Source organism: Streptosporangium sp. OZ121, assembly GCF_051918885.1.
Classification (GTDB): Bacteria; Actinomycetota; Actinomycetes; order Streptosporangiales; family Streptosporangiaceae; genus Streptosporangium.
The window spans coordinates 124,684-148,522 of sequence record NZ_JBPXMC010000017.1 but is presented as its reverse complement, the minus strand read 5'-3'; the positions used below and the strand labels follow the sequence as shown (position 1 = coordinate 148,522).

General features: G+C 73.4%; 23 protein-coding genes and 2 pseudogenes. 5 read left to right on the top strand and 20 right to left on the bottom strand.

Features of this window, described 5'->3' with window-relative positions:
• Nucleotides 1-236: 236 nt before the first annotated feature.
• The 5 genes and pseudogenes from ACTOQ1_RS27205 to ACTOQ1_RS27185 all read right to left on the bottom strand — a co-directional run.
• Nucleotides 237-1,127 (bottom strand): annotated as a pseudogene (locus ACTOQ1_RS27205) (RecQ family ATP-dependent DNA helicase); the annotation flags it as partial.
• A gap of 234 nt (nucleotides 1,128-1,361) precedes the next feature.
• Nucleotides 1,362-1,595 carry a zinc ribbon domain-containing protein gene (locus ACTOQ1_RS27200; protein ID WP_440070886.1) on the bottom strand — a complete coding sequence of 78 codons (234 nt, stop codon included), beginning with the start codon at nucleotides 1,593-1,595 and terminating at the stop codon, nucleotides 1,362-1,364.
• A gap of 302 nt (nucleotides 1,596-1,897) precedes the next feature.
• Nucleotides 1,898-1,966 (bottom strand): annotated as a pseudogene (locus tag ACTOQ1_RS27195) (hypothetical protein); the annotation flags it as partial.
• Entirely contained in the window at nucleotides 1,959-2,384 is a 426-nt protein-coding gene (gene tnpA, locus ACTOQ1_RS27190; protein ID WP_440070842.1) for an IS200/IS605 family transposase, read from the bottom strand. The pseudogene ACTOQ1_RS27195 and the gene tnpA, both read right to left, overlap by 8 nt.
• 346 nt (nucleotides 2,385-2,730) lie before the next feature.
• The gene (locus tag ACTOQ1_RS27185; RefSeq protein ID WP_440070841.1) at nucleotides 2,731-3,387 is read right to left on the bottom strand and encodes a fasciclin domain-containing protein; all 657 of its coding nucleotides are present in this window, start codon (nucleotides 3,385-3,387) and stop codon (nucleotides 2,731-2,733) included.
• A gap of 213 nt (nucleotides 3,388-3,600) precedes the next feature.
• On the opposite strand from ACTOQ1_RS27185, the gene ACTOQ1_RS27180 reads away from it, so the two are divergent.
• On the top strand, nucleotides 3,601-4,062 hold the full coding sequence (locus ACTOQ1_RS27180; RefSeq protein ID WP_440070840.1) for a PPOX class F420-dependent oxidoreductase: 462 nt from the start codon (nucleotides 3,601-3,603) through the stop codon (nucleotides 4,060-4,062).
• Between the two features lie 14 nt (nucleotides 4,063-4,076).
• On the opposite strand, the gene ACTOQ1_RS27175 is transcribed toward ACTOQ1_RS27180, so the two are convergent.
• Together ACTOQ1_RS27175 and ACTOQ1_RS27170 are read right to left on the bottom strand one after the other, a co-directional pair.
• Nucleotides 4,077-5,303, bottom strand: coding sequence for an NAD(P)/FAD-dependent oxidoreductase (locus tag ACTOQ1_RS27175; RefSeq protein WP_440070839.1), 1,227 nt, complete (start codon nucleotides 5,301-5,303; stop codon nucleotides 4,077-4,079).
• A 170-nt stretch (nucleotides 5,304-5,473) separates the two neighbouring features.
• Nucleotides 5,474-6,109 carry a hypothetical protein gene (locus ACTOQ1_RS27170; protein ID WP_440070838.1) on the bottom strand — a complete coding sequence of 212 codons (636 nt, stop codon included), beginning with the start codon at nucleotides 6,107-6,109 and terminating at the stop codon, nucleotides 5,474-5,476.
• Between the two features lie 17 nt (nucleotides 6,110-6,126).
• Between ACTOQ1_RS27170 and ACTOQ1_RS27165 the strand changes: the two genes are divergently transcribed.
• Nucleotides 6,127-6,330: a hypothetical protein gene (locus ACTOQ1_RS27165; protein ID WP_440070837.1), complete on the top strand. Its 204-nt coding sequence runs from the start codon at nucleotides 6,127-6,129 to the stop codon at nucleotides 6,328-6,330.
• Nucleotides 6,331-6,379: 49 nt separating this feature from the next.
• Here ACTOQ1_RS27165 and pdxR read toward each other — a convergent pair whose 3' ends face one another.
• The gene (gene pdxR, locus ACTOQ1_RS27160; protein WP_440070836.1) at nucleotides 6,380-7,783 is read right to left on the bottom strand and encodes a MocR-like pyridoxine biosynthesis transcription factor PdxR; all 1,404 of its coding nucleotides are present in this window, start codon (nucleotides 7,781-7,783) and stop codon (nucleotides 6,380-6,382) included.
• Between the two features lie 204 nt (nucleotides 7,784-7,987).
• Between pdxR and ACTOQ1_RS27155 the strand changes: the two genes are divergently transcribed.
• Nucleotides 7,988-8,755 carry a metallophosphoesterase gene (locus ACTOQ1_RS27155; protein WP_440070835.1) on the top strand — a complete coding sequence of 256 codons (768 nt, stop codon included), beginning with the start codon at nucleotides 7,988-7,990 and terminating at the stop codon, nucleotides 8,753-8,755.
• Here the strand turns inward: ACTOQ1_RS27155 and ACTOQ1_RS27150 are convergent.
• The 5 genes from ACTOQ1_RS27150 to ACTOQ1_RS27130 form a co-directional block, all read right to left on the bottom strand.
• Entirely contained in the window at nucleotides 8,722-9,537 is an 816-nt protein-coding gene (locus tag ACTOQ1_RS27150; RefSeq protein ID WP_440070834.1) for a VC0807 family protein, read from the bottom strand. The two genes, ACTOQ1_RS27155 and ACTOQ1_RS27150, sit on opposite strands and share 34 nt — an antisense overlap.
• On the bottom strand, nucleotides 9,534-10,145 hold the full coding sequence (locus ACTOQ1_RS27145) for a TetR/AcrR family transcriptional regulator (protein WP_440070833.1): 612 nt from the start codon (nucleotides 10,143-10,145) through the stop codon (nucleotides 9,534-9,536). Before ACTOQ1_RS27145 ends, ACTOQ1_RS27150 begins: the two co-directional genes overlap by 4 nt.
• A 99-nt stretch (nucleotides 10,146-10,244) precedes the next feature.
• The gene (locus ACTOQ1_RS27140) at nucleotides 10,245-11,348 is read right to left on the bottom strand and encodes a Gfo/Idh/MocA family protein (RefSeq protein WP_440070832.1); all 1,104 of its coding nucleotides are present in this window, start codon (nucleotides 11,346-11,348) and stop codon (nucleotides 10,245-10,247) included.
• A complete protein-coding gene (locus ACTOQ1_RS27135; RefSeq protein ID WP_440070831.1) occupies nucleotides 11,345-12,094 on the bottom strand; it encodes a sugar phosphate isomerase/epimerase family protein in 750 nt (249 codons plus the stop codon). The genes ACTOQ1_RS27140 and ACTOQ1_RS27135 overlap by 4 nt, the downstream gene beginning before the upstream one ends.
• 56 nt (nucleotides 12,095-12,150) lie before the next feature.
• Nucleotides 12,151-13,110, bottom strand: a complete 960-nt coding sequence (locus ACTOQ1_RS27130; protein WP_440070830.1) for an ROK family protein — start codon at nucleotides 13,108-13,110, stop codon at nucleotides 12,151-12,153.
• Between the two features lie 283 nt (nucleotides 13,111-13,393).
• Between ACTOQ1_RS27130 and pgm the strand changes: the two genes are divergently transcribed.
• Nucleotides 13,394-15,031 (top strand): phosphoglucomutase (alpha-D-glucose-1,6-bisphosphate-dependent), encoded by a 1,638-nt coding sequence (gene pgm / locus ACTOQ1_RS27125; protein WP_440070829.1) that lies wholly within the window; start codon nucleotides 13,394-13,396, stop codon nucleotides 15,029-15,031.
• Nucleotides 15,032-15,127: 96 nt separating this feature from the next.
• Here the strand turns inward: pgm and ACTOQ1_RS27120 are convergent, their stop codons facing one another.
• From ACTOQ1_RS27120 to ACTOQ1_RS27090, 7 genes are all read right to left on the bottom strand, one after another.
• Nucleotides 15,128-16,003, bottom strand: a complete 876-nt coding sequence (locus tag ACTOQ1_RS27120; protein WP_440070828.1) for a diacylglycerol/lipid kinase family protein — start codon at nucleotides 16,001-16,003, stop codon at nucleotides 15,128-15,130.
• A 23-nt stretch (nucleotides 16,004-16,026) separates the two neighbouring features.
• On the bottom strand, nucleotides 16,027-16,572 hold the full coding sequence (locus ACTOQ1_RS27115) for a hypothetical protein (protein ID WP_440070827.1): 546 nt from the start codon (nucleotides 16,570-16,572) through the stop codon (nucleotides 16,027-16,029).
• A gap of 187 nt (nucleotides 16,573-16,759) precedes the next feature.
• A complete protein-coding gene (locus tag ACTOQ1_RS27110) occupies nucleotides 16,760-17,314 on the bottom strand; it encodes an NADPH-dependent FMN reductase (protein WP_440070826.1) in 555 nt (184 codons plus the stop codon).
• A 380-nt stretch (nucleotides 17,315-17,694) separates the two neighbouring features.
• On the bottom strand, nucleotides 17,695-18,387 hold the full coding sequence (locus ACTOQ1_RS27105; protein WP_440070825.1) for a mycothiol-dependent nitroreductase Rv2466c family protein: 693 nt from the start codon (nucleotides 18,385-18,387) through the stop codon (nucleotides 17,695-17,697).
• A 104-nt stretch (nucleotides 18,388-18,491) separates the two neighbouring features.
• Complete coding sequence (locus ACTOQ1_RS27100; RefSeq protein ID WP_440070824.1) at nucleotides 18,492-18,854, bottom strand: gamma-glutamylcyclotransferase family protein; 363 nt, start codon at nucleotides 18,852-18,854, stop codon at nucleotides 18,492-18,494.
• Nucleotides 18,855-19,149: 295 nt separating this feature from the next.
• Nucleotides 19,150-20,298: an anhydro-N-acetylmuramic acid kinase gene (locus ACTOQ1_RS27095; protein ID WP_440070823.1), complete on the bottom strand. Its 1,149-nt coding sequence runs from the start codon at nucleotides 20,296-20,298 to the stop codon at nucleotides 19,150-19,152.
• Between the two features lie 40 nt (nucleotides 20,299-20,338).
• On the bottom strand, nucleotides 20,339-21,964 hold the full coding sequence (locus ACTOQ1_RS27090; protein ID WP_440070822.1) for a glycoside hydrolase family 10 protein: 1,626 nt from the start codon (nucleotides 21,962-21,964) through the stop codon (nucleotides 20,339-20,341).
• Between the two features lie 366 nt (nucleotides 21,965-22,330).
• Between ACTOQ1_RS27090 and ACTOQ1_RS27085 the strand changes: the two genes are divergently transcribed.
• Nucleotides 22,331-23,836: a glycoside hydrolase family 3 protein gene (locus tag ACTOQ1_RS27085; protein WP_440070821.1), complete on the top strand. Its 1,506-nt coding sequence runs from the start codon at nucleotides 22,331-22,333 to the stop codon at nucleotides 23,834-23,836.
• Nucleotides 23,837-23,839 lie beyond the last annotated feature (3 nt).

Genomic DNA, 23,839 nt, shown 5'->3' with positions numbered 1-23,839 from the left:
CCGGTGACCTCGATCGCGTTCGCCCGCTCCAGCAGGTTGACCAGCCGGGTGAGCCGGGTGGCGCCGACGCCGAGCAGGGTTCGCAGCTCTCCCGCCGGTACGGTGCCGCCGTGCTCGTGCACCAGCGTGGCGACGCGCAGCAGGAGCTCCTCGTCGGCCCGTCCCCCGGCGAAGAACCTGCGCAGCCCGAGGTCCTCCGAACGGTAGAACAGCACCGCGGCGGCGGGCTCGCCGTCCCGTCCCGCGCGGCCGATCTCCTGGTAGTAGGAGTCCGGCGACTCCGGCGGGGCGGCGTGCAGCACGAACCGCACGTCCGGCTTGTCGATGCCCATGCCGAACGCCGAGGTCGCGACCACGACGTCCAGCTCGTCGTCGCGGAACATCTCGTGGATCCTGTGGCGCTCCGCCGCCTTCATCCCCGCGTGGTACGGCTCGGCCCTGCGACCGGCCTCGCGCAGCGCGGTGGCGTACTCCTCGGCGGCGCGGCGGGTGGCGACGTAGACCAGCCCGAGCCCGGAGCGGGACGCCGCGTCCTCCACCAGTGCCCGCCTCAGGTCGTCCTGGGTGACGAAGCGGCGCACCTCCAGGTCGATGTTGGGCCGGTCGAAGCCCCGCACGATCTGACGGACGTTCCTCAGGCCGAGGGCGGCGATGATCTCCTCGCGCACCGCGGGGGCGGCCGTCGCGGTCAGCGCCACCACCGGCGGATGCCCCAGCCGCTCGATGACCTGGCCCAGCCTCAGGTAGTCGGGCCGGAAGTCGTGCCCCCACGCCGACACGCAGTGCGCCTCGTCCACGGCGATCAGCGAGGGACGCGCGGCGCGCAGCCGCTCGACCGTCTCCGGTTTGGCGAGCTGCTCGGGCGAGAGGAACACGAACTCGGCCGCGCCCGCGCGTACGGCCTCCAGGGACGCCTCGCCGCCGGACTGGGCGGAGTTGACCGCGACCGCACCGCCCGCGTCGGCCTCGGCCAGCCCGGCGACCTGGTCGCGCTGGAGGGCGATGAGCGGTGAGACGACGACGGTGGGCCCGTCGAGCAACAGGGCCGGCACCTGGTAGACGGCCGACTTGCCGCTGCCGGTGGGCATGACCACGAGGGCGTCGCCGCCGCCCAGCAGGTGGCGCATGGCGTCGAGCTGCCCGGGCCGCAGGTCCCGCCAGCCGAAGACCTTGCGGGCCACCGCCCGCAGCCTCCGCGCTCTCGGCCCGAACCTGTCCTTGATGTTCATGCCCTCCGCCTTCCCTCCGCGTGACGGCCAGTTACCCGTGGATCGGGGCGCTAGTCGCGCGACGTCCCCTTGATCGCCGGATGGCACGAGACGGGTGTGACTCCTCCGTTCCCTGAAGGGAGCGGCTTCTCGCTAGGCCGCTTGCGCAGCGTCGCGAAGGGCAAGCCCTGCCCGCAGGATGTTGATCGCCGCGTTGACGTCGGCGTGCGCCGTATGAGCGCACCGCTGACAGTGGAACCCGGCTTGGGTGAGGCGGTTCTCCTGCGCGCAGTGCCCGCAGGCGGCAGGTGCCGGTGGACGCGGACATGCCCGACGCCCTGGAGGCGGACGAACGTCACGGACGGGTGTTCGGGCTGGGAGTCCCACCGGCAGCCGTCGCCGTCCTTGGGCCAGGTCACCGTGTCGAACCGGCCGCGCCCCTTGAAACGCGGGTAACCCGGTGTTCGCCCGGCCTGGAGGCGGGCGAAGAACGCGGCGAACGCCGTGTCCAGACGGCGCAGGGTGGCCTGCTGGGAAGAGAACGACCACTGGCCCTGACCGTCGGGGTCCTCGGCGCGGATGTGCTTGAGGTCGGCCGGCTGCTCGCCGTAGCGGATGTTCACGCCTGCCGTGCGGTAGGCGGTGCGGCGGTGCTCCAGCGCGGCGTTGTACAGGGTGCGGTGGTCATCCAGGCACGCGGTGAGGGCGACCTCTTGATGGCGGGTGGGACGCAGCAGGAACTTGAACGACCTACGCACGAGCACCCCCGCCCGTGGGGACACGATCGTCCTGGAGCTCGATGGAGCGCCGCACGGTATCGACCGACACCGCGCCGACCGTGGCCACGAAGGACGACCGCGACCACAGCGTCGGCAGCTGAGAGCGCAGGTGCGCGAACCCGGCACGCACGTGATGGGAGGTGAAGCCCTTGAACCGGCTGGCCACGTACGACGGAGAGTTCTTCGGGTACGGCTTGACGAACAGGCGCACGTGGTCGGACATCACCTCAAGCGCCACGATCTCCCGGCCGTGCTCGCCGCCCCGGGCGCGAATCAACTCCTCCAGGCGGTCCTTCACCCGACCGTCCAGAACCAGGCGGCGGTACTTCGGGCACCACACCACGTGGTATCCGAGGTCGTAGGCCGCACCGGGACAGGTGCGCGCCTGACGAGTCACACGACCATTGCAACAGCACCATCCATCCAACGCGCGACGATCGGAGATCCCGCATGCGCAGACCTGACCGGCCAGGGCACACTCGGGCCCTGGCGGCCCTCCCGCTCCCGATTCCCCCGTCGCCTAAAGGCGACGGCCCCCTCGGGAGGAACTGATGGGAGCGGGGCAGGCGTGCGGAGCCGTGGGAACGGGACACGCGTGCGGGGCCACGGGTGAGGGGCGCCCCGTACGGGCACCCCTCCTTCGGCCGGATCGGATCGGCCCGGCCGGCCGGGCCACGACGGCCACCGGGGCCGTCGTGGTCGTCACGGCCGTCGTGACCGTCACGAGCGTCGCGTCACCGCGGTCACTTCGGCATGAGCACCGTGTCGATGAGGTAGACGACGGCGTTGGAGGTCTGGATGTTGCCGCAGACGACCTTGGCGTCGTTGACGGTGAAGTCCTCGCCGGAGCCCGTGACGTTCAGCGTTCCTCCCTGCATCGTGGTCAGGTCGCCGCTGCTCAGGTCCTCGGGAGCCTTCTTCCCCTCGACGACGTGGTAGGTCAGGACCTTGGTGAGCTGCGCCTTGTCGGCCAGGAGCTTGTCGAGCGCGTCCTTCGGGATCTTGGCGAACGCGTCGTTGGTCGGCGCGAACACCGTGATGTCCTTGGCGGAGTTGAGCGTCTCGGTCAGGCCTGCCTGCTCGATCGCCTGGGCCAGCGTGGACAGGGCGGGGTTGGAGGCGGCCGCGGTGGCGACCGGCTGCGAGGCCATCTCGCTGAGGCTGCCCTCGCCGCTGGCGGGCAGGGACGCGCATCCCGGGCCGAACGGCTCCGTCATCATGCCCGAGGGCTCGGGCGACATGCTGTCCGTGGGCGAGGCGCTGTCGGTCGGCAGAGCCGTGTCCGTCGGGATCGGTGTGGGAGAGAAGATGCGCGCGTCGGCGGCGACCGCCTGCGCTGCGGGGACGGCGGTCAGGGCGAGCACGGTCAGGGCCGATGCCAGAAGAGACTTCTGCTTCACGGTTATCTCCTTGTTTGGGCGGATGAGCCATCCGGGGTCCGTCGGCGGGTTCCCGAGCCACTCATGTCCTGCATTGGAGATCAATTCCCTGATATTTGGTGTCAAATGCCCCATTAGACGACTCTTGACCACATATCTCCCGAGAAAGAGAGCCATTTTCCATTCGTCAGGGCGTTAATTCGGGCGTGCCACATCCCCCGTAGAGTGGGCATTATGAGCCCGAAGATCGCAACCAACGAGGTCGTCTCCCGCGACCGGCTTCTGAATTTCCTCCGAGACCGCCACCGCGCGCTGGTCATCACGGCGCGGCGCGACGGCCGGCCGCAGGCGTCCCCGGTGACCTGCGGCGTCGACGCCGAGGGCCGGATCGTGGTGTCCACCTACCCCGAGCGGGCCAAGACCTCCAACGCCCGCCGCGACCCCCGGGTCAGCATCGTGGTCCTGTCGGACGACTTCGACGGCCCCTGGGTGCAGGTGGACGGCACCGCCGAGGTCCTCGACCTGCCGGAGGCCCTCGAACCGCTGGTCGACTACTACCGGTCGATCTCCGGCGAGCACCCCGACTGGGACGAGTACCGGGCGGCCATGACGCGGCAGGGCAAGTCGCTGCTGCGCCTCACCCCGGAGCGCTGGGGCCCCATCGCCACCGGCGGCTTCCCGGCCCGGCTGGCCTGAGGGACGCCCCCGGGTCAGGCGCCCAGGTCGGCCAGGACGGCGTCGGCGGCCCGGCGCCCCGAGACCAGGGCGCCCTGCTGCGAACCGGTGTCGCGGTGATCCCCGCACACGTAGCGGCCCGGCGCGAGGCGCACCGGGCGCCGCAGCCGGAACGGCGGCACCATCGCGGGCAGCGCCCCCTTGACGGCGTACGTCGCCAGATGCTCCCAGCCCGAGGTGTCGGTCCCGTAGATCTGCGACAGCCGCGCCCTGACCCGGGGCTCGTCCGCGTCGGAGAGGACCCCCAGCACCGACGTGGAGACCAGCGCGCGGCCCGGCGGGGCGTACTCGGGCGCGGCGTCGCTGATGACCAGGGTGTCGGTGATGTGGCCCTCCGCGTCGACGATCTGCGTGGGGTCGTCCATGGGGGAACGGGAGGCGGCGTGGTAGAAGGTCGTCACCGAGCGCATCGCCGGGATCTCCAGCCCCGGACAGAGCGTGGCGGCCATGGCGGGGTCGGTGGCCACCACCACCGCGCGGGCCGGGATCGTCGCGCCCCCGGCCGTCTCCACCCCCTCCCCGGTCACGGCGAGGACCGGGGTGCCCGGCGCGAGCGCCCCCGGGGGGAGGCGGGCGGCGAGCTGCCGGGTGATCTCCCCCATGCCGAGCGCGGGCACCCCGACCGTTCCCCGGGCGAAGGCACGCCAGACGAGGTGGAAGAAACGGCTGGAGGTCTCCAGCTCCCGCTCCAGGACGACGCCCGACAGGAACGGGCGGATCAGCTTCTCGACCATCTTCGGCGAGACGCCCCAGTGCCGCAGCTCCTCGCGCGTGGTGCGCTCGCGCCCGCCGCGCAACCGGCTCGCCGGCAGCAGGAGGTCCCGCGCGGTCAGCGCCGCCAGGGCCGCCTTGTCGGCCGGTGAGCCCACGTCGGCCAGCAGCCCGCTGAGCGCCTGGCCCGGGTGGCGCCAGGGCAGCATGAGCCGCTCCCGCCGGCCCCTGTCGAAGGAGATCAGGCCGGACGGGATCGGGCGCAGGTCCAGGGCTGCGACGTCGAGGACCCGCGCGGCCTCCGGGTAGGCGGTGTTGAACACCTGGAAGCCGTGGTCCAGCCGGAAGCCGTCCACGACGTCGGTGCGTACCCGGCCGCCCACCTCGTCCGCCGCCTCGACGACGTGGACCTCCACTCCCGCCGAGCGCAGCCGGAGGGCGCACGCGAGACCGGCGAGCCCCGCACCGACGATGACCACCGTGTCCTGCATGACGCGTCCCCCCCGGGTCGACGGCGGCACGGAGTCCGCGGGCCCCCCGGGTTCACCGGGTTCACCGGTCCGTGGGTCCGTGGAGTCCCCCGGGTGCGGGGGTCCGCCGCCTGTGTCTTCGAGAAGGCGGGTGCCGGGGGTTGCGTCCGCCGCTCCCTTCCTCGTACGGCCTACCCCAGCCTCACGGTGATCTCTCCCCCGAGCCGGAACCCTCCGGTCAGCTCCAGGTCGTCGCCGCTCCAGAACCGGCCGGGGTCGTACCAGTTCGGCCGCCGTCCCCCCGGCAGCAGCCCCATGGCCTCGTACGTGACCGCGACGACCTCGGCGCAGTAGGCGCTCTCCAGGGCGCTCTCCTCCGTGCCCCGCTTGAAGATCTTGGGCACCCGCCCCTTCATCCAGCGGCCGGCGAGCCTGGCCGTCGAGGGGAAGGGCGTGCCGTCCAGCCGGGCGACGGTGCGCAGGACGGCGTCCTCCATCTCGCGGGGGGGCTGCGGCTCCAGTTGCCTCAGCCAGCCGCGCTGGCCGTATCTGGTCGCCCAGACCGTGACCGCCTCCCGCAGGTCGTGCAGCTGGACGCCGCGCTGGTGGGTTCCCGACCACAGGTCGGGCAGGGAGCGGCCCAGTTCCGCGTGCCACATCAGGGGCGGCATGTCGTCGATGACGACCGACATGCCGACGTGGTTGACGGGGCTGTTCGTCATGGTCTGGATGGCTCGATCGGGCACCGTTCGACCGCGGAACAGCCACACGTCGCCGGTGCGGGTCAGGTTGACGGCCTCGTCGAGGCTGATGCTCTTGCCGGACATTCCGCTAGCGTAGGCACATGCGATGGTGGAAGGTACTCGGTCTGGCAGGAGTGGCGGGCGTCGCGGCCACGGGGGTCGTGATCGCGCGGGCCGAGCGCCGGCGGCAGGCGTACACCCCGGACGAGATCCGCGCCCGCCTCCGCGCCCGCCTGGAGGAGCCCTCCGGAGAGCCCGCCGAGCCGGAGCCGAAGATCGTCGGCCCCGCCGACCGGGCCCCCTGAACGAACACGTCCCGGCGCGCCCGCGGGCGGGCCGGACCCGCGACGGCGCTCACACCGGCCCGTCGGGGGCGAGGGCCGCGGACAGGGCGTCGAGGGCGGCCGGGTAGGCGCGCTCGGACGGGGCGGCGAAGCCGACCAGCAGACCCCGCGGGCGGCCGGCGGGATCGTGGTGGAGTTCGGTGAGACCGCGCAGGGCGACGCCGTGGCGGGCGCACCTGGCCAGGAGCCGGTCCTCGGTGGGGCCGCCGGGCGCGAGGGTGACGAGGGTGTGCAGGCCGGCGGGGACCCCGTGGGCGGTAAGGCCTGAAACGGCGGCCAGCCGGTCGAGGAGGAGTTCGCGGCGGCGGCGGTAGCGCAGGCGGGCGGCGCGGATGTGGCGGTCGTAGGCGTGGGTGGTGATCAGGTCGGCGAGGACGAGCTGGCCCAGGGTCTCGGTGTACAGGTCGGATCGTTCTTTGGCCAGCGTCACCGGTCGCACCAGGTGCGGCGGCAGGACCATCCAGGCCAGGCGGAGGGCGGGGCCGAGGGTCTTGGACGCGGTGCCGCAGTACACGACCTGGTCGGGGGCGACGCCCTGGAGGGCACCGACGGGCTGGCGGTCGTAGCGGTACTCGCCGTCGTAGTCGTCCTCGACGATCAGACCGCCCGTGGAGCGCGCCCACGCGACCAGTGCCTGGCGGCGGCCGGGGCGCAGCGGGACGCCGGTCGGGTACTGGTGCGAGGGGGTGAGGAACGCCGCTCCCGCGCGCCGTGTCAGCGTCTCCACGCGGGCGCCGTGCGCGTCGACGGGCAGGGCGAGGACGGTGAGCCCCGCGCGCCGGACGACGTCGCGAAAGGCGTTGTGGCCCGGGTCCTCCACGGCCGCGGTGCGGGTGCCGTCCGCGGCCAGCACCCCGCTGAGCAGGCCAAGGCCCTGGTAGTAGCCCGAGGTGATCACGATGCGGTCCGGGGTCGTGATCACGCCGCGGGTGCGGCCCAGGTAGCCGGAGAGCGCCTCGCGCAGCTCGATCCGCCCCTGCGGGTCTCCGGCGCCGAAGACCTCCGGGCGGGCGTGGGCCAGGACGCGACGGGTGGAGGCGAGCCAGGCCCGGGTGGGGAAGGCGCTGACGTCGGGGCGGCCGGGGCGGAGGTCGTGGGGCGAGGTCGCCGGCGCGGGCGCGCGGGGCGCGGGAGCCTGGGCGCGTCGCGGCGCCTCGGCCACGCTGGTGCCCGATCCCGGCCGCGTGGTCAGGTAGCCCTCCTCGACCAGCTGGTCGTAGGCGGCGCTGACGGTGCCCCGCGAGAACCCGAGTTCCCGGGCCAGCCCGCGCGTGGACGGCAGGAGCGTCCCCGCGGGCAGGCGTCCCTGACGGATCGCCGCCCGGAGCGCGGACTCCAGGCCGGAGCGCCGCCCGCCCGCCGCGTCGGGGGAGATGTACAAATCGAGCCGGGAACCGGCCCAATAATTCGGCATGAAACCGGATCTTATTCTTGGTCCGGTGACCTTCTACTTTCGAGGTGAGCCCGAACGGGGAGCACGAGCGCGAAACGGGTCGCCGTCATCGCGATCGGTGCGCGACCAGGGCCGCTCGGCCGTCATCGCGATCGGTGCGCCGGCCCGGGGCCGCTCGGCCGTCCTCGCTCACCTCCCGCACACCGCGACGAAGGGACCACGGTGATGATCGTGATCGCCCACCTCAGCGACACCCACATCGACGGCGGGGAGCGCAGCGCCGAGCGCACCCGGGCCGTCATGGACCACCTCGAAGACCTCCCCTACGACCTGGACGCCGTCCTGGTCACCGGCGACATCGCCGACCACGCCCTGCCGGAGGAGTACGAGCGGGCCCGCCTGCTCCTGACCTCCCGGCACCCGGTCATGATCTGTCCCGGCAACCACGACGAACGCGCCGCGTTCCGGCGGCACCTGCTCGGGCGGCCGGAGACGACGGCGCCGATCAACCAGGTGCACCACGCGGCCGGCGTCGTCATCGCCCTGTGCGACTCCTCCGTGCCGGGCAAGGACGAGGGCTTCCTCGAGGACGAGACGCTGGCGTGGCTGGAGGACACCCTGACCCGGGCCCCGGCCCGGGTGCCCGTGCTGGTCGGCTTCCACCACCCGCCGGCTCGGCTGCACGTCCCCTTCGTCGACGGCATCCGCCAGTTCGGCGCGGAGCGGCTCGCCGCGATCGCGGACCGCCACCCCAACCTCGCGGCCTTTCTGTGCGGGCACGCCCACACCCCGGCGGCGACCACCTTCGCCGGACGGCCGCTGCTGGTGGCACCGGGAGTCGTCTCCACCCTCCGGCTCCCCTGGGAGCACCGGGCCCACCCCGAGGACCACGTCCACCTCGACCAGCCGCCCGCGCTCGCCTTTCACATCCTGGACGACGAGGGACGGCTGACCACCCACTACCGGTGCCTCCCCGCGCCGGGGACGAGGTAGAGGCCGGAGCGGGGGTCGTGGAGGCCGGCGCGCGCTTGGTAGACGTTCATGATCACCAGCATCAGGACCGAGAAGGCCCCGTACTGCAGGCCGCTCAGCCCCACGGCGAGGTCGATCGGGACAGCCAGGGCGATCACCACCCGGACGGCCGCGTCGGCCAGCGCCCCGACGCCCCAGACGACCGTGGAGACCCGCCACACCCGGCGGAAGCGCGGCGAGCCACTCCAGAGGTCGTCCCACGACACGTCCCTGGCACCGGTCCGGCCCTCCAGCAGCGGCCGGGAGAACTGCAGGGCCAGCGGTCTCGGCCCCCGGGCGGTGGCCAGGAACCAGCCGCCGGCCATGACCATCAGCAGGGCGCCCTTGAGGAGCAGGAAACGGGGGCTGCCGCCGACGACCGCCAGCCCGGCGCTCACCAGCATGGCGCTCGCCATGAAGAGGCCCACGGAGTCGAGGCGGCGCTCCCTGACGAGGACGGCGACCATTCCGGTGCCGGGCACCAGGGAACCGGCGACCAGGGCGTTGACGTAGCCGACGCCCGCCGCGCGCAGGGCGTAGTAGAGCCCGATGGGCAGGACGAGGTCCACGAGCATCAGGACGGCCGCGGCCCGACGGCCCGCTCTCGTCCTCGTCTCCGCCCTCGCCCCGGCCCCCGTTCCCGTCTCCGGCTCCGCCCCCGCTCTCGCCTCCGCCTCGGTCCCCGTTCCCGCCCCTGTCTTCGGATCCGTCCCTGTTCTCGTCTCCGTTCCCGGCTCCGCCCTCGCCTCGCGTTCCGCTCTCATCTCCCGCTCCGCGTGGCCAGGTCGAAGATGGTCACCAGCTCGGCGGCGTAGAGGGTGGTGTCGACGTCCGGGTCGGCCTCCAGCAGGAAGGGCAGCCCGTCCACGGACCGCTGGATGCTCATCGCCATCACCCTCGGCTCGAAGGCGCGGAACTCGCCCTCCCGCTGGCCCCAGCGCAGGATCTCCTCGATGTGGGAGAGGGTTCCCAGGTCGGTGGCCGCGTCGTGGGAACGTTCGCCGTCCTCGCCCCGGTAGTTGACGAAGATCTCGTACAGCGCCCTCATCCGGACGCGGTGGGTGACGATGAACTCGACGTTGCCCGTGATGTAGGCCCTGATCGCCCCGCCGGCCGTGGGCTCCGCCCGCACCCGCTCGGACATGAACTCGCCGATCTCCCGGTGGACCTCGGCGACGACCTGGGCGATCAGCTCGTTCTTGCCCCGGAAGTGGTACGAGATCAGGCGAGTGCTGCTGAGCCCGGCCCGCTCGGCGATGCGCGCGAAGGAGGCCTGCCCGTACCCCAGCTCGGCGATCGTCTCGATCGCCGCCTCGACGATCTGGGCGCGTCGCGCGGTGGCCGCGAGACTCGGAGGCTTCGTTACTTGCATAGGTAATAAATAACTCGGACGAGTAACAAGCGCAAGGGGCAGACCGGAGAACGGTCCACCCCTCGCGTCCTCGCCGTCGGGCCCCCGGGCCCGGACCCGTCAGTCGAAACGGATCGCGGCCGGGTCCCATCCCTCGGGCAGCGGCGCCGGTACCGGGCAGGTGCTGCCGATCTCCACGAACTCGGCCCGCTCCGCGGACTCCGCGACGGCGATCATCGTGTCGAGGACGTGCAGGCCCAGCTCGCCGGTGGTCCGGTGCGGCCTTCCCTCGCGGACGGCCTGGGCCATGTCGAGCACGCCCAGGCCGCGACCGGCCTCGGTGCCCTTCGCAGGGACCGGCACCCACTCGTCGTCGACGGCCCGGCGCAACCGCACCTCGCCGCCGAAGGTGTTGGGATCGGGCACCCGCATGGTCGCCTCGGTACCGGTGATCTCGACGAACCCGGTGCAGCGCAGCGGCGAGTCGAAGCTGAAGACCATCGTGGCGGCCTGTCCCGCGGCGAACTCCAGGAGCGCGCTCGTGTGGGTGGGCACCGCCACCGGAAAACGCGTCCCGGCCTTGGGACCGGAGCCGACGACCCGCTCGTCCCTGGCCCTGCGGCCGACCGCGGTCACCCGCGACGCCGGGCCGAACAGGGTCACCAGGGTCGTCAGGTAGTAGGGGCCCATGTCGAACAGCGGCCCGGCCCCCGGCTGGAAGAAGAACTCCGGGTTCGGGTGCCACGACTCGGGGCCCGGCGTCTGGAACAGGACCAGGGCGGTGAGCGGGGTGCCGATGGCCCCCTCGGCGACGAGCCTGGCCGCGGTCTGCAGCCCGGCGCCCAGGAAGGTGTCGGGGGCGCTGCCCAGGAGCACCCCCGCCGCGGCGGCGGCCTCCACGAGCCGCGCGCCGGACTCCCTGTCCACGGTGAACGGCTTCTCGTTGTAGACGTGCCGTCCGGCCCGGACGGCGGCGAGCGCCACCTCGGCGTGCGCGGCGGGGACCGTGAGGTTGACCACCAGCTCCACGTCCGGGTGCGAGATCGCCTCCTGCGGGGAGGTCGCCACCGGCACGCCGTACCGCGCGGCGACCTCCGCGGCGCGGTCCAGGTCGAGGTCCGCGCACGCCACCACCCGCACGCCGGGGAAGGAGGTGAGGTTGCCCAGGTACTGGTGGCTGATGTTCCCGCAGCCGACGATCGCCACCCCGAGCGGGCCGGTCACGGGTTCACCCGCCCGGCGGCGGCGAGACCGGTCAGGTAGGCGTGGCTGTCGGCCAGCGCCTGGAGCATGTCGGTGGCGCAGTGGTCGAGTTCCACGATCCGCACCGCGTCCGGCGCGGTGTTCAGCGCGTCCACGATGGGCACCCGGCCGGTGCCGACCGCGGTCATCGGGCCCTCCTGGGTGGCGGGGCCGTCCTTGACGTGCAGGTGGCTCACCCGCTCGCCGAGCCGGGTCAGCAGCTCCGACGGGTCGACCCCGCCGGTCGCCGCCCAGTAGAGGTCCACCTCCAGCAGCACCGAGGGGTCGAGCAGCTCCGCGAGCACCTCCAGCGCGGGACGGCCGTCCACCCGCTGCTCCAGCTCCCACCAGTGGTTGTGGTACCCGAGCCGCAGCCCGTGGTCGGCCGCCTCGCGGGCCGCCTCGCCGATGCTCCTGGCGGCCAGCTCGACCCCCTCCCTGCCGGCGAACCACTCGGCGGGGGCGGCGGGCACGATGACGGTCTCCGCGCCGACGGTGACGGCCCCGGCCAGCGCGGCCGCGCGCCGCTCGTCGAGGAGCGGGGCGTGCACGCTGCACACCGAGAGCCCCGCCTCCCGCAGGTCGTCGCGGAGACCTTCCGGATCGAGGTGCACGTCGTACGGCTCGACCGCGCCGTAGCCCATGTCGGCGATGCGGCGCAGCACGGCGCGGCGGTCGACGGCCGCCTGTTCGCGCACGGAGTACAGCTGGACGGCTAGTGAGCTCATCGGTTCTCCTTAGCGTGGACACCTCCGCCTGCGGGCGGAGGAGAGAACGCGGTCCTCTACCCCGCGACGGGGAGGACCAGGGCCGCGGCGCCGTACAGGCCGGCGTCGCGTTCCAGGGAGGTACGTTCGACGTTCAGGCCGCGCAGGAAGCCGAGGCCCGCCCGCTTGGCGACCGCCTGGCGCAGCGGGGCGAGCAGGGTCTCCCCCGCTCCGGAGACGCCGCCCCCGATGACGACGTCGTCGAGGTCGAAGAGCGCCGCCGTGGTGAGGATCGCCACGGCCAGCGCGTCGGCGGCCCGCTGGAAGGCCTGCCGGGCGACGGGGACCCCGCGCGCGGCGTCGGCCGAGAGCGCGCGGGCGTCCGGGTGCGCGCCGGAAGCGCTCCAGCCGTTCTCCAGCGCCCAGCGGACCATGCTCGGGCCGCTGGCGATCGTCTCCAGGCAGCCGGTCGCCCCGCAGGGGCAGAGCCGTCCGTCGCTGTCCACCGCGATGTGCCCGATGTGCCCGGCGTTTCCGGTCGGTCCCACGTACGGCACCCCGTCGAGGACCAGGCCCCCGCCCACGCCGGTGGACACCACGATGCCCAGCAGGGCCCGGGAGCGCGAATGCCCGCCCCGCCACCACTCCCCCAGCGCCATGCACTGCGCGTCTCCCGCGAGCGCGACGGGAAGGCCGGGAAGGAGCTCGCTCACCGCGCCGACCAGCGGGAAGTCACGCCAGGCGGGGATGTTGACCGGGCTGACCGTACCGGCGACGGCGTCGAGGGGACCGGCCGAGCCGATGCCGACCCCGGTCAGATCTCCCAGGTCCCCGGTCTCTCCGGCGGCGCCTGTGCCGGTGGCGCCATCGGTGTCACGAACGTCGGGGACCTCGCGGATGTGCCGGACGAGCGAGGCCAGCGTCGCCTCGGGATCCGGGCCGACCGGCAGTTCCGCCCTGCGTGCCACGGTCCCGTCCGGCCGGACCAGCGCCGCGGCGAACTTGGTGCCGCCGATGTCGATCGCGAGGGCGGTCATCGGCCGGCCTTTCCGGCGCACCGGAACCCGGAGGGACGGCAGGCGGCCACCGGGGCCACCACGCGGCTGTGCAAGGAGATCCTCCGCTGGTCAATGGCACAAAGGGTGCGATACCCAAGTGGCTGGGCAAACAGGCTGAAGGTATGACGTTTATGACAACGTTGTCAACGGCCTACGGGGGGTGCGGGGTCACCGGTTCACCACAAGCCTTCCATGAGTTGTGCAGGCTTATCCGATTTAGGGGCAGATACGGTTAGCTCAGGTGTGATGTGAGGAGACTGCGATGACGCACGAACACGCGGGACAGCCCGCCGGGCCGTCCGACCTTGTCGACGTGGCCCGCCTGGTGACCTCCTACTACGCTCTGCATCCCGACCCGGGCGAGGTGGGCCAGCGGGTGGCGTTCGGGACGTCGGGACACCGGGGCTCCTCGCTGAACGTCGCGTTCAACGAGGACCACATCCTCGCGACCAGCCAGGCCATCGTGGAGTACCGTGCGGCGCAGGGGATCGACGGCCCGCTGTTCCTGGGCGCCGACAGCCACGCGCTGTCGGAACCGGCACAGGTGTCGGCGCTGGAGGTCTTCGCGGCCAACGGGGTGACGGTCATGGTCGACAGCCGGGACGGCTACACCCCGACCCCCGCGGTCTCCCACGCGATCCTGGCCCACAACCGGGGGCGCTCCTCGGGACGGGCCGACGGCGTGGTGGTGACCCCCTCGCACAACCCGCCCGGCGACGGCGGGTTCAAGTACAACCCGCCGCACGGCGGCCCGGCCGACACCGACGCCACCTCGTGGATCCAGGACCGGGCCAACGCGCTGATCGCCGACGGCCTGAAGGAGGTCAGGCGGGTCCCGTACGCCAGGGCGCTGGCCGCCGACACGACCGGCCGGTACGACTTCCTCGGCCACTACGTGGACGACCTGCCCTCGGTACTGGACCTCGACGCCGTCCGGGAGGCCGGGGTGCGCATCGGCGCCGACCCGCTGGGCGGGGCGAGCGTCGCGTACTGGGGGGAGATCGCCGAGCGGCACCGGCTGGACCTGACGGTGATCAACCCGCTGACCGATCCGACGTGGCGGTTCATGACGCTGGACTGGGACGGCAAGATCCGGATGGACTGCTCGTCGCCGTACGCGATGGCCTCGCTCATCACCGGCCGCGACGCCTTCGACGTCTCCACGGGCAACGACGCCGACGCCGACCGCCACGGCATCGTCACGCCCGACGGGGGGCTGATGAACCCCAACCACTACCTCGCCGTGGCGATCTCCTACCTCTACTCCCACCGGCCCGGCTGGCCCGCCGCCGCCGGGATCGGCAAGACGCTGGTGAGCAGCGGCATGATCGACCGGGTGGCGGCCGACCTGGGCAGGCGGCTGATGGAGGTCCCCGTCGGGTTCAAGTGGTTCGTGCCGGGCCTGCTGGACGGCTCGCTGGGCTTCGGCGGCGAGGAGAGCGCCGGGGCGTCGTTCCTGCGGCGCGACGGCTCAGTGTGGACCACCGACAAGGACGGCCTGATCCTGGCGCTGCTCGCCTCGGAGATCATCGCGACCACGGGCCGCTCGCCGAGCGAGCACTACGGCGACCTGGTGGCCCGGTTCGGCGACCCCGCCTACGCCCGCGTCGACGCCCCCGCGACCCGGGAGGAGAAGGCGGTGCTCGCCAGGCTCTCGGCCGAGCAGGTCACCGCCGGCAGCCTCGCCGGGGAGGAGATCACCCAGGTGCTCACCTCGGCCCCCGGCAACGGCGCCGCCCTCGGCGGGCTCAAGGTATCCACCGAGAGCGCCTGGTTCGCCGCCCGCCCCTCAGGCACCGAGGACGTGTACAAGATCTACGCCGAGTCCTTCAAGGGCCCCGAGCACCTGGCGCGGGTGCAGCAGGAGGCGCGCGACCTGGTCTCGGCGTCCCTGGGCTGACCGCGACGACGCGCGACCGGCGGGCACCTCCCGAAGTGGCCGCCCGCCGGTCGGCCGGGCTCTCGCGAACCGGCCTCGGGCGGAGCGGGAGCGACCTCAGGCGAACATGCGCCAGGCGGCGGGCACGACCGTCCAGCGGCGCCGGGTGATCCGGCCGGTCAGCTCGCCGTCGGCGTTCACCGGGACGGGGCCGCCCTCCACGGTCACCTCCCCGCCGCGAGTGGTGATCACGTCGCGCAGGCCGAGGTGGGTTCCCCTGCGCAGCCGGAGGGCGTAGACGAGCCTGTCCAGCGGACCGGTCATCAGCGAGACGATGACGTCGGCCATGCCGTCGTCGGGCCTGGCCCTGGGAGCCAGCGGGGTGCCGCCGCCGATCGTGACGCCGTTGCCGATCCCCACCATGAGCGCCGGGCGCCCGTCGCCGACGGAGCGGCCGTCCACGGTCACGCGCAGCCGCCAGCCGGGGCTGCGCACACCCGCGAGCAGCGCTCCCACCGCGTAGGCGAGCCGCCCGAGCACCGGCTTGAGCGGCGTGGCGCCCTCGGACGCCTCGGCACCGATGCCGAGGTGGACCATGTTGACGATGACCCCGCCCTCGTCGTCCACCAGGAGGTCGAGCGGCCGGGGCCGTCCGGCGAGCACGACGCGGGCCGCGACCGGCGGCTCCAGCGGGATGCCCAGGCCGCGGGCGAAGTCGTTGCCGGTGCCCAGCGGCACGAGCCCCACCGTGCGGGCGTCCAGCTCGCCGCGCCGGTGCAGGGTGGCGACCACCACGTGCAACGTGCCGTCACCGCCCAGCACGACCACGTCCCTGCCGGGACAGGCGTCGAGCATCTCGTCCAGGTCCTTCTCCCCGGCGGGCGCCTCGATCACGTCGGCGCCACCGCCGCGCAGCGTCTCGAGGGCGGTGGCCCTGGCCTCGTCGTCGGCGCTCCCCGCGCTCTCGTTGTAGATCGCCAGCAACTCGGCCATGTCGTTCCTCCAGGTGGTCGTCCCTACGGTCCCTGCCCACCGGAATCACGATCACGCGGTTCCCTGTCCATCCGCCACCAGCGCAGCGACACCCAGAGCCCGGTACCGAGGCCGATCAGCGCGGCCAGGACGTACACCACGCCGATCGTCGTGTCCGAGGTGTAGCCGTTGCCGGCCACGAGGATGGCCATGAGCAGCGCGGCCAGCAGCCCCACGCCCGCTCCCCCGGCGAGACCGAGCAGTCCCACCTTCAGCGCGCGTGACAGGCCTCCCCCGCGGCGCGGCACCGGCGTCATGACGGTCATGAGGCGGCCCACGACGAGGGCCGGGTCGTCGTCGACCCCGCCGGCGACGAGCTGGACGGTCACCCCGCCCCGCTCGGGCTCGCTCAGGCAGATCCAGTGGCGTTCCTCGAGGAAGACGGTGGCGCCTCCCGCGCCGGGAACGGTCAGCCACAGGAACGGCGTGCCCTCGGGGAACGTCCTGACGCCGTGCCTGGCCGCCGGGGCGTGCACATCGAGCGCCGCGCCGAGGGCTCGCAGCGCCACCTCCTGGCCGGATCTCCCCACGGCAACCTCCCTTCCTCATCCCTTCGCGCCTTCGTGGCGCACGACGCGGCGGTCGCCTCCCGGCGGGGACCGCTCGGCGGGTCGAGGGGCACTCGGAGGATCGGGACCGTACGGCGGGATCGCGGACGCCCTACGGCGGATCCTGAGGACCGGGGCCCGAGGGCCCCGGCGAGCGGTCGGGCGGGCCTCACACGGCGGACCTGCCGAGAGAACCGGCCCCGGCGAGGGACGGGGAGCAGATCTCGTCCAGCACGTCGCGGAGCCGGCCCCGGTAGTCCTGGTCGGCGAGCCTGCCGGCGGCGTCGAACCGGTCCGGAGCCGGGGAGACGGCCAGTTCCGCGCCGCACACCACCGCCCCCGCCGCGCCGAGGGCCCTGCGCAGCTGGATCTGCGTCCACATCCCCTCGTGGGCGCGCGGGCAGGCGGTCACCACGCCCACCGGCTTGCCCACCAGGACCGCGCCGCCGCGCGCGGACGAGATCCAGTCGAGCGTGTGTCCCAGCTGTGCCGGGAGCGCGCTGTGCGCCGGCGCGGTGATCAGTACACCGTCCGCGGCGGAGAGGCGGTGCCACAGATCGGCGACCGGCCCCGGGAGCTCGCCGTCCTCGAAGGACGGCACCTGGTCCAGGCCCCGCCAGATCTCGAAGTCCACCGTCGCGGGCAGTTCCCGTGCCGCCGCCTCCAGGAGCCTCCAGACGTACGCCCCCGGGCGAAGGCTTCCCGCGATCCCAACGATCCTCATTCCCGGCCCCATCTCTGTCGCCGTACCGCGACGTTACGAGTGAGGGAGGTCCCGCCTTCGGTCACGCGGTCGCGGCCGTCGGCGGGGCGCTCCCCCGAACTCACCGACAAAAACCGCTACTCGACGCCACCGTGACGCGGAGAGAGTGGTCCGCTCGCGGTACCGGTCGAGCCGCCCCTCTCACGAACCCCGGAACGGCGATCACGCTTCCGCAGGCCGGCACCGCGACGGCGGTGCCGACGAACCTCACGCTCCATCACACTCGGGGGCCTGCCCTCAGTGAGGGGTGACGAACATGATCAAGCGTATCGTTCACGAAAAAAGCGGTTATTTCTCCGTCAAGCGCGGCGAGGACGCCGGCAGGGAGGCCTCGTCCCGCGCTATGGGGCCTGCGGCCAGGTGCGGGGAACCGCCCGGTCGGTGACCCGCTTGAGCTCGAAGAACGTCTCCTCGGTGGCGAGCACCTTGAACGCGTCCCAGAGCCGCCCGGCCCGCTCGCCGGCCGGGATCTCGCTGATGACCGGACCGAACTGCCCGGCGTGCCCGTTCACCGAGATGGTGGGGACACCGATCAGCGACGGGTTCCGCTTCCCTCCGGGCACCAGGGCGTGCGAGGCGTGGATCGCCTCGTCCCAGGCGCCGTCGGTCCTCGCGGCGAGCAGCCCGGCGGGCAGCCCGGCGTCGGCGAGCGCGGCGGCGATCACCGGTTCCAGGGCCTCCATCGCGGCCCGCCGGCCCGCGAGACCGCCGTCCGGCTTCGTGTCGCGGGGCCGCCGGAACAGGCCGTCCTCGCCGTGGTAACGGGTGCCGAGCGTGGTGTAGAGGTCACCGACGGCGGCGTCCCCGGCCGCCGCGCGCGCCGCCGCGAACACCCGCATGGTGCCCCGGCCGATCTCGACTCTCTCGCGGTACTCCTCGGACAGGTCCTGCTTCTCGTTGATCACCGCCAGGCTCATCTCCCGCCAGTTGATCGTGATGGGGCGCACCTCGCGCACTTCCAGGATCCAGCGGGAGGTGATCCAGGCCCAGGGGCAACCGGGATCGAACCAGAAGTCGACCAGATCCTCGCTCATGGGATTCCTCTTTCCTCGGGACCCCCAGGATGAGACCTGAACCCCGCTCAAGGTCAAGTCCGAGCGCCCGTGCTCCCCGGCCGGGGCGCGGTTCCCCCGCCGGGTCAGGAGGCGATGTAGACCCAGGCGCGCACGCCGGAGGCGAGCGTCACCGGCACCCGGCTGTAGTCGGCCACCTCGTAGCCGTCGGCGGCGGCCAGCTCCGCGCCGGTGATCTCGAATACCGTTCCCTCGACCCCGTCCGAGGGATCACCGGTGGCCCGCACGATCGGATGGCGATCGGCGCCGCTGACCGCGACGACGTCCGGGTCGGTTATCGCCACCGTCGACAGCGTGTGGCCGGGCAGCAGATCCGGCCTGCCGTCCAGTTCCCGGCCGAAGGTGGACAGCTGCACGTCGCGCTGCCGCAGGGTCCCGTAGGAGAACAGGTACGTGCCCCCCTGTGCGACCTGGCCGTCCTCGGACAACGAACACCCCTCCCGCGCGGACGTGGACCCCCTCACCGAAGTCTAGAACGCGCCGGTTCCCGGCCCCCGGCGGGGAGACCGCCCTGGCGGCCGGCCCGAGGCGCAGGCCCTTCGGTGAGCTCGCCCGTCCTCACACATGCCGGCCCTGCGCGGAGGACGGCAGGCGAACGCCGGGCGGGCGGGATCCCGCGCCTTACGGGCGTCGTGGCGGGCCCCTTTTCAACCGCCACGCCGCCCGCCCCCCTCCCCCTTCCGGCCCGGGTGCGGCGAGCCACCGGGGGGATGCCTTCACGACCTATCCGGCCGCCCCCGCCGTGGTGAGGCGCAGGCGGCGAGGTCCCCCGTCGAGGGGTTCCGGCAACCTCAGCGCCCCGGCGCCGGGAGTGATCGCGCCGAGGAGGCGGGGACCGGACGCGCCCGTGCAGCCGGGGACCGTCGCGGGCAGCCCGTGCGCCGCCAGCCAGCCGAGGAGCGAGAAGGCGATCGCCTCCTTGGCGCCGGCGGGGACGCCGAGCTCGTCGCTCGGCACGATGCGCGCGCCCCCGGCCCGCGCGGCCAGCATCGCCATCAGCACCGGATTGCGCACCCCTCCCCCGGAGACGACCACCGTCTCGAGGCGGTGGCGCCGGATCTCCGCCGCGGCGGTCTCCGCGGTGAGCGCGGCCAGCGTCGCCAGCAGGTCGGGCAGGTCCGGCCCGTACGGCGACGTCTTGCCGTCCAGGTAGCCGGGGTGGAACAGCTCCTTGCCGGTGCTCTTCGGCGGCGGGGCCCGGTAGTACGGCTCGGCCAGCAGGTCCGCCAGCAACCCCTCGTGCACCTCCCCCGAGGCGGCGAGGCGGCCGTCCTCGTCGTAGGGCGCGCCCGTGGCGGCCGACACCGCCGCGTCCATCAGCGCCGACGCCGGGCCGGTGTCGTAGGCCGTCCCGGTGTCCCGCACGGTCAGGTTCGCGATCCCGCCGAGGTTGAGCGCGCCGCTCGGCCCCGGCAGCCCGTCCAGGAGCAGCAGGTCGAAATAGGAGACCAGCGGCGCGCCCTGCCCTCCGGCGGCCACGTCCCTGGCCCGCAGGTCGGAGACCACCGGCACGCCGGTCCGCTCGGCGATCCAGGCGGGCTGGCCCAGCTGCAGCGTGCCGCGCACCCGGCCGTCCTCCACCCAGTGGAACATCGTCTGCCCGTGCGAACAGATGAGATCCACCGGCCCGCACTCCTCGGCGGCGTCGGCGAACGCCTGGCCGATCAGGGTGTCGAGCCGGCACACCTCGGCCATGTCGGCCGGATTGGGCGGCAGCGCGCCGGCGATGCGCTCGCGCAGCCGCCCCTCGTACGGCCGCGTGCCGGTGTGCTCGACGGCACCGGTGAGCACGTCGCCGTCCGGGGACCAGTCCACGATCGCGCTGTCGATCCCGTCGTGGGACGTTCCCGACATCAACCCCAGCACGCGCATGCCTTCACCCCCTCACGATCCCCCGGATCCCACCGGGCCGTCACCGCGCACGGCGGGCGGCGCTGGGCGGGCTCAGGCGGCCGGCCCGGTCGACGGCCACCACGTGGTAGTACGCACCCCCGGCACCCCCGGCACCCCCGGCGCCCCCAGCGCCCGCAGCGCTCCCAGTGCCCGCCGGGTCCGTCCAGCGCAGGTCACGGGCGGCGGGGAGGACCGCGATCAGGTTCCGGGCGTCGGCGAGGTCCCCAGGCCCGGCCGGCCGGTCGAGCCGGAAGACCGCGTACTGGAACGGGACGTGCCGGCCGGCGGCCAGGATCCGCAGCTCGACGCCACCGGGCACCCGGCGCGCCAGGGGGACGAGCGGGCGGCCCGGGGCCCGGCCCGAGGCGAGCCTGGGCAGCAGCGGGGACAGCGCGGGGCGGGTGTAGTGGCCGGTCACCACGGCGCTGATCGAGCCGATCCGGTCGTCGCGGACGTCGCCGGAGTTGTACCAGATGTCGCCGCCGACCTCGGGGTGGCCCTCGTTGAGGGTGAGGTGCCTGCTGAGCTCGTCGGGCCGCGACCACTCGGCGGGCTGGCCCGCCGCCCCGGCCTTGTAGGCCGCCTGGCCGATCCACAGCTGGGTGCCGGTGCCCGCCGCCACGTCGGACCACCAGGGGACCAGCTTGGCGTAGTCGGCGTTGGACTGGCCGATGTACCAGTACAGCTGCGGCGCGATGTAGTCGAGCCACCCCTTCTCGACCCAGCCGCGCGTGTCGGCGTGCAGGTTGTCGTAGGACTGGCCGCCGCTGGTCTCCGACCCCAGGGGGTCGGTGGCCCGGTTGCGCCAGATGCCCGAGGGACTGATGCCCCAGGCGACCTCGGGCTTGACCCGCCGCACCCGCCGCTGCATCTCCCGTACGAGGAGGTCGACGTTCTCGCGCCGCCAGGCCGCGAGGTCGGGGAAGCCGGCGCCGTACCGGGCGTAGGCCTCGGCGTCGTCGAAGGCGGTGGTGTTGACCGGGTAGAAGTAGTCGTCGAAGTGCAGGCCGTCGATGTCGTACCTGGTGACCGCGTCCATCATCGCGTCCTGCACGAACGCGCGGACCTCGGGCATGCCGGGGTTGTAGTAGAGCTTGCCGCCGTAGGGGACGATCCAGTCGGGGTGCCTGCGGCCGGGGTGGTCGGGGTGCAGCAGGGCCGGGTCGGCCTGCATCGACACCCGGTAGGGGTTGAACCACGCGTGGAAGGCGAGGCCCCGCCGGTGCGTCTCCGCCACCAGGAAGGCCAGCGGGTCGTAGCCGGGGTCACGTCCCTGCACGCCGGTCAGGTACTGCGACCAGGGCTCGTACCGGGAGGGCCAGAAGGCGTCGGCGGTCGGCCGGATCTGCACGAACACCGCGTTGAGCCCGCGGGCCCGCGCCAGGTCGAGCCAGCCGAGATACTCGGCCCGCTGCTGCGCGGCGCTCAGCCCGGTCCTCGACGGCCAGTTGATGTTGGCGACCGAGGCGATCCACATGCCGCGCATCTGGCGCAGCGGCGGCACCCGCCCGGCGCCGGTCCCGTACGAGATCCCGGAGGCGGCGGAGGAGGCGGAGGCCGGGGCCCGGCCGGACAGGGGCACGGCGGTCGCCGCGACGGCGAGGGCGAGGCCGCGCAGGACGGCTCGCCGGCTGGATGAGCTCATGCGGACTCCAGGGGTGTTCGGCCCCGGGCGGCGGGCCGGGGACCGCGGTCCGGACGCCGCCGGGCCGACGCGAGGGCGGGCACCGGGGCGGGCACGACGGCGAACATGAGGACGGGCAGGACGGACGCGAGGCGGGCACGACGGCGGACGTGCGGACGGACATGCGGACGAACGCGAAAATGATCGCGAGACCGGCACGGGATCACAAGGTCACAAGGTCACGGGTTCTCGATCGCGAGGATGACAGAAAGCTACTTCTAAGGCAATGATAATGAAGAAAATTGTCATTGATGTGTAATCTGCCTTGAGACACCTCCTCCCGCCGACCTGTCAGAAGACGCCTGCCTCGATCGAGAAGGTGACCGCATGCCCCATCGCAGCCCCGACCTGGCCCGGCTGGCCATGACCGTCCTCCAGCCGGGTTTCGACGGCACCGAGCCGCCCGGATGGCTGCTCCGCGCGCTCGGCGACGAGGGCCTCGGCGGGACCGTGCTGTTCGCCCGCAACCTCGACGGCCTCGGCCACACCGCCGATCTGGTCGCCCGGCTGCGCGCGGAGAACCCCGCCGCGGTGATCGCGGTGGACGAGGAGGGCGGATCCGTCACCCGCCTGCAGGCCGCGCGGGGCAGCTCGTGGCCGGGCAACCGGGCGCTGGGCGTGGCCGACGACGTCGAGGCGACCCGGCTGGTCGCCCAGGAGATCGGCCGCCTCCTGGCCTCGGCCGACATCACCCTCGACTACGCCCCGGTGGCGGACGTCAACGCCAACCCGGTCAACCCGGTGATCGGCGTCCGCTCCTTCGGCGCCGATCCCGAGCTGGTCTCCCGGCACACCGCCGCCTGGATCTCCGGGCTCCAGGGGGCCGGGGTGGCCGCCTGCGCCAAGCACTTCCCCGGCCACGGCGACACCCACACCGACTCCCACCACGCCCTGCCGACCCTGCACGCCTCCCCGCGGCTCCTCGCCGAGCGTGACCTGCCGCCCTTCCGCACGGCGGTGGCCGCCGGGGTACGGGCCGTCATGTGCGGGCACCTGCTGATCCCGGCCCTCGACCCGGAGAACCCCGCGACGCTGAGCCGGCGGATCACGACCGGGCTGCTCCGCGAGGAGATGGGGTTCACCGGGATGATCGTCACCGACGCCATCGAGATGCGCGCCGTCGCGGCCCTCCACCCGCCGGGGGAGATCGCGGTCCGCGCCCTGGCGGCCGGGGCCGACGCGATCTGCGCGGGCATCTCCTCCCCCGGGGGCGAGAACGTCCACGAGCTGCGCGACGCCATCGTGGCCGCCGTACGGGAGGGCAGGCTGGCCGAGGACCGGCTGGCCGAGGCCGCCTCCCGCGTGCTCGCGCTGTCCGGCTGGTACGCCGCGAGCGCCGCCGCGGAGGCGCGGGCGGCGGGGATCGCCGCCCGGGGCCCGGGGGACGAGGGCGAGGAGCTCGGCCTGCGCACCGCGCGGGCGGCCATCCGCGTGACCGGCACGAACGCCCCGGCCGTGCTCTCCGGGCCGCCGCTGGTCGTCGACATCGCCCCCCGGCTGAGCGAGGCGGTCGAGCCGGGCATGCTCACCGGTCTCATCGGCGCCCTCACCGAGGTGCTGCCGGGCACCGTCGGCCACGTCGTCACCGTGGAGGCGCCCGAGCTGCCCGACCTGAGCGACGGGAGCCGGCCGCTGGTGATGGTGGTGCACGACGCCAGGCGCCATCCGTGGGTCGGCGAGCTGCTGGCGCGGGCCGTCGCGCTGCGCCCCGACACCGTGGTGGTCGAGACCGGGATGCCCGGCGAACCCTCGGGGGCCGTGTACGTGACCACGAACGGCATCTCCCGGGCTTCGGCCCGCGCCGTGGCCCGCTGGTTGACCGGCGACCAATAGGCT

Bases quoted from the DNA above. Each gene is read 5' to 3' on its own strand.
- ACTOQ1_RS27150 (WP_440070834.1), bottom strand. From the start codon at position 9,537: ATGAGAGCGGAACGCGAGGCGAGGGCGGAGCCGGGAACGGAGACGAGA.
- pdxR (WP_440070836.1), bottom strand. From the start codon at position 7,783: ATGCCGAATTATTGGGCCGGTTCCCGGCTCGATTTGTACATCTCCCCC.
- ACTOQ1_RS27120 (WP_440070828.1), bottom strand. From the start codon at position 16,003: ATGGCCGAGTTGCTGGCGATCTACAACGAGAGCGCGGGGAGCGCCGAC.
- ACTOQ1_RS27085 (WP_440070821.1), top strand. From the start codon at position 22,331: ATGCCCCATCGCAGCCCCGACCTGGCCCGGCTGGCCATGACCGTCCTC.
- ACTOQ1_RS27095 (WP_440070823.1), bottom strand. From the start codon at position 20,298: ATGCGCGTGCTGGGGTTGATGTCGGGAACGTCCCACGACGGGATCGAC.
- ACTOQ1_RS27110 (WP_440070826.1), bottom strand. From the start codon at position 17,314: ATGAGGATCGTTGGGATCGCGGGAAGCCTTCGCCCGGGGGCGTACGTC.
- ACTOQ1_RS27165 (WP_440070837.1), top strand. From the start codon at position 6,127: ATGCGATGGTGGAAGGTACTCGGTCTGGCAGGAGTGGCGGGCGTCGCG.
- ACTOQ1_RS27130 (WP_440070830.1), bottom strand. From the start codon at position 13,110: ATGACCGCCCTCGCGATCGACATCGGCGGCACCAAGTTCGCCGCGGCG.
- ACTOQ1_RS27175 (WP_440070839.1), bottom strand. From the start codon at position 5,303: ATGCAGGACACGGTGGTCATCGTCGGTGCGGGGCTCGCCGGTCTCGCG.
- ACTOQ1_RS27180 (WP_440070840.1), top strand. From the start codon at position 3,601: ATGAGCCCGAAGATCGCAACCAACGAGGTCGTCTCCCGCGACCGGCTT.
- ACTOQ1_RS27090 (WP_440070822.1), bottom strand. From the start codon at position 21,964: ATGAGCTCATCCAGCCGGCGAGCCGTCCTGCGCGGCCTCGCCCTCGCC.
- ACTOQ1_RS27170 (WP_440070838.1), bottom strand. From the start codon at position 6,109: ATGTCCGGCAAGAGCATCAGCCTCGACGAGGCCGTCAACCTGACCCGC.
- ACTOQ1_RS27145 (WP_440070833.1), bottom strand. From the start codon at position 10,145: ATGCAAGTAACGAAGCCTCCGAGTCTCGCGGCCACCGCGCGACGCGCC.
- ACTOQ1_RS27155 (WP_440070835.1), top strand. From the start codon at position 7,988: ATGATCGTGATCGCCCACCTCAGCGACACCCACATCGACGGCGGGGAG.
- ACTOQ1_RS27105 (WP_440070825.1), bottom strand. From the start codon at position 18,387: ATGAGCGAGGATCTGGTCGACTTCTGGTTCGATCCCGGTTGCCCCTGG.
- ACTOQ1_RS27135 (WP_440070831.1), bottom strand. From the start codon at position 12,094: ATGAGCTCACTAGCCGTCCAGCTGTACTCCGTGCGCGAACAGGCGGCC.
- pgm (WP_440070829.1), top strand. From the start codon at position 13,394: ATGACGCACGAACACGCGGGACAGCCCGCCGGGCCGTCCGACCTTGTC.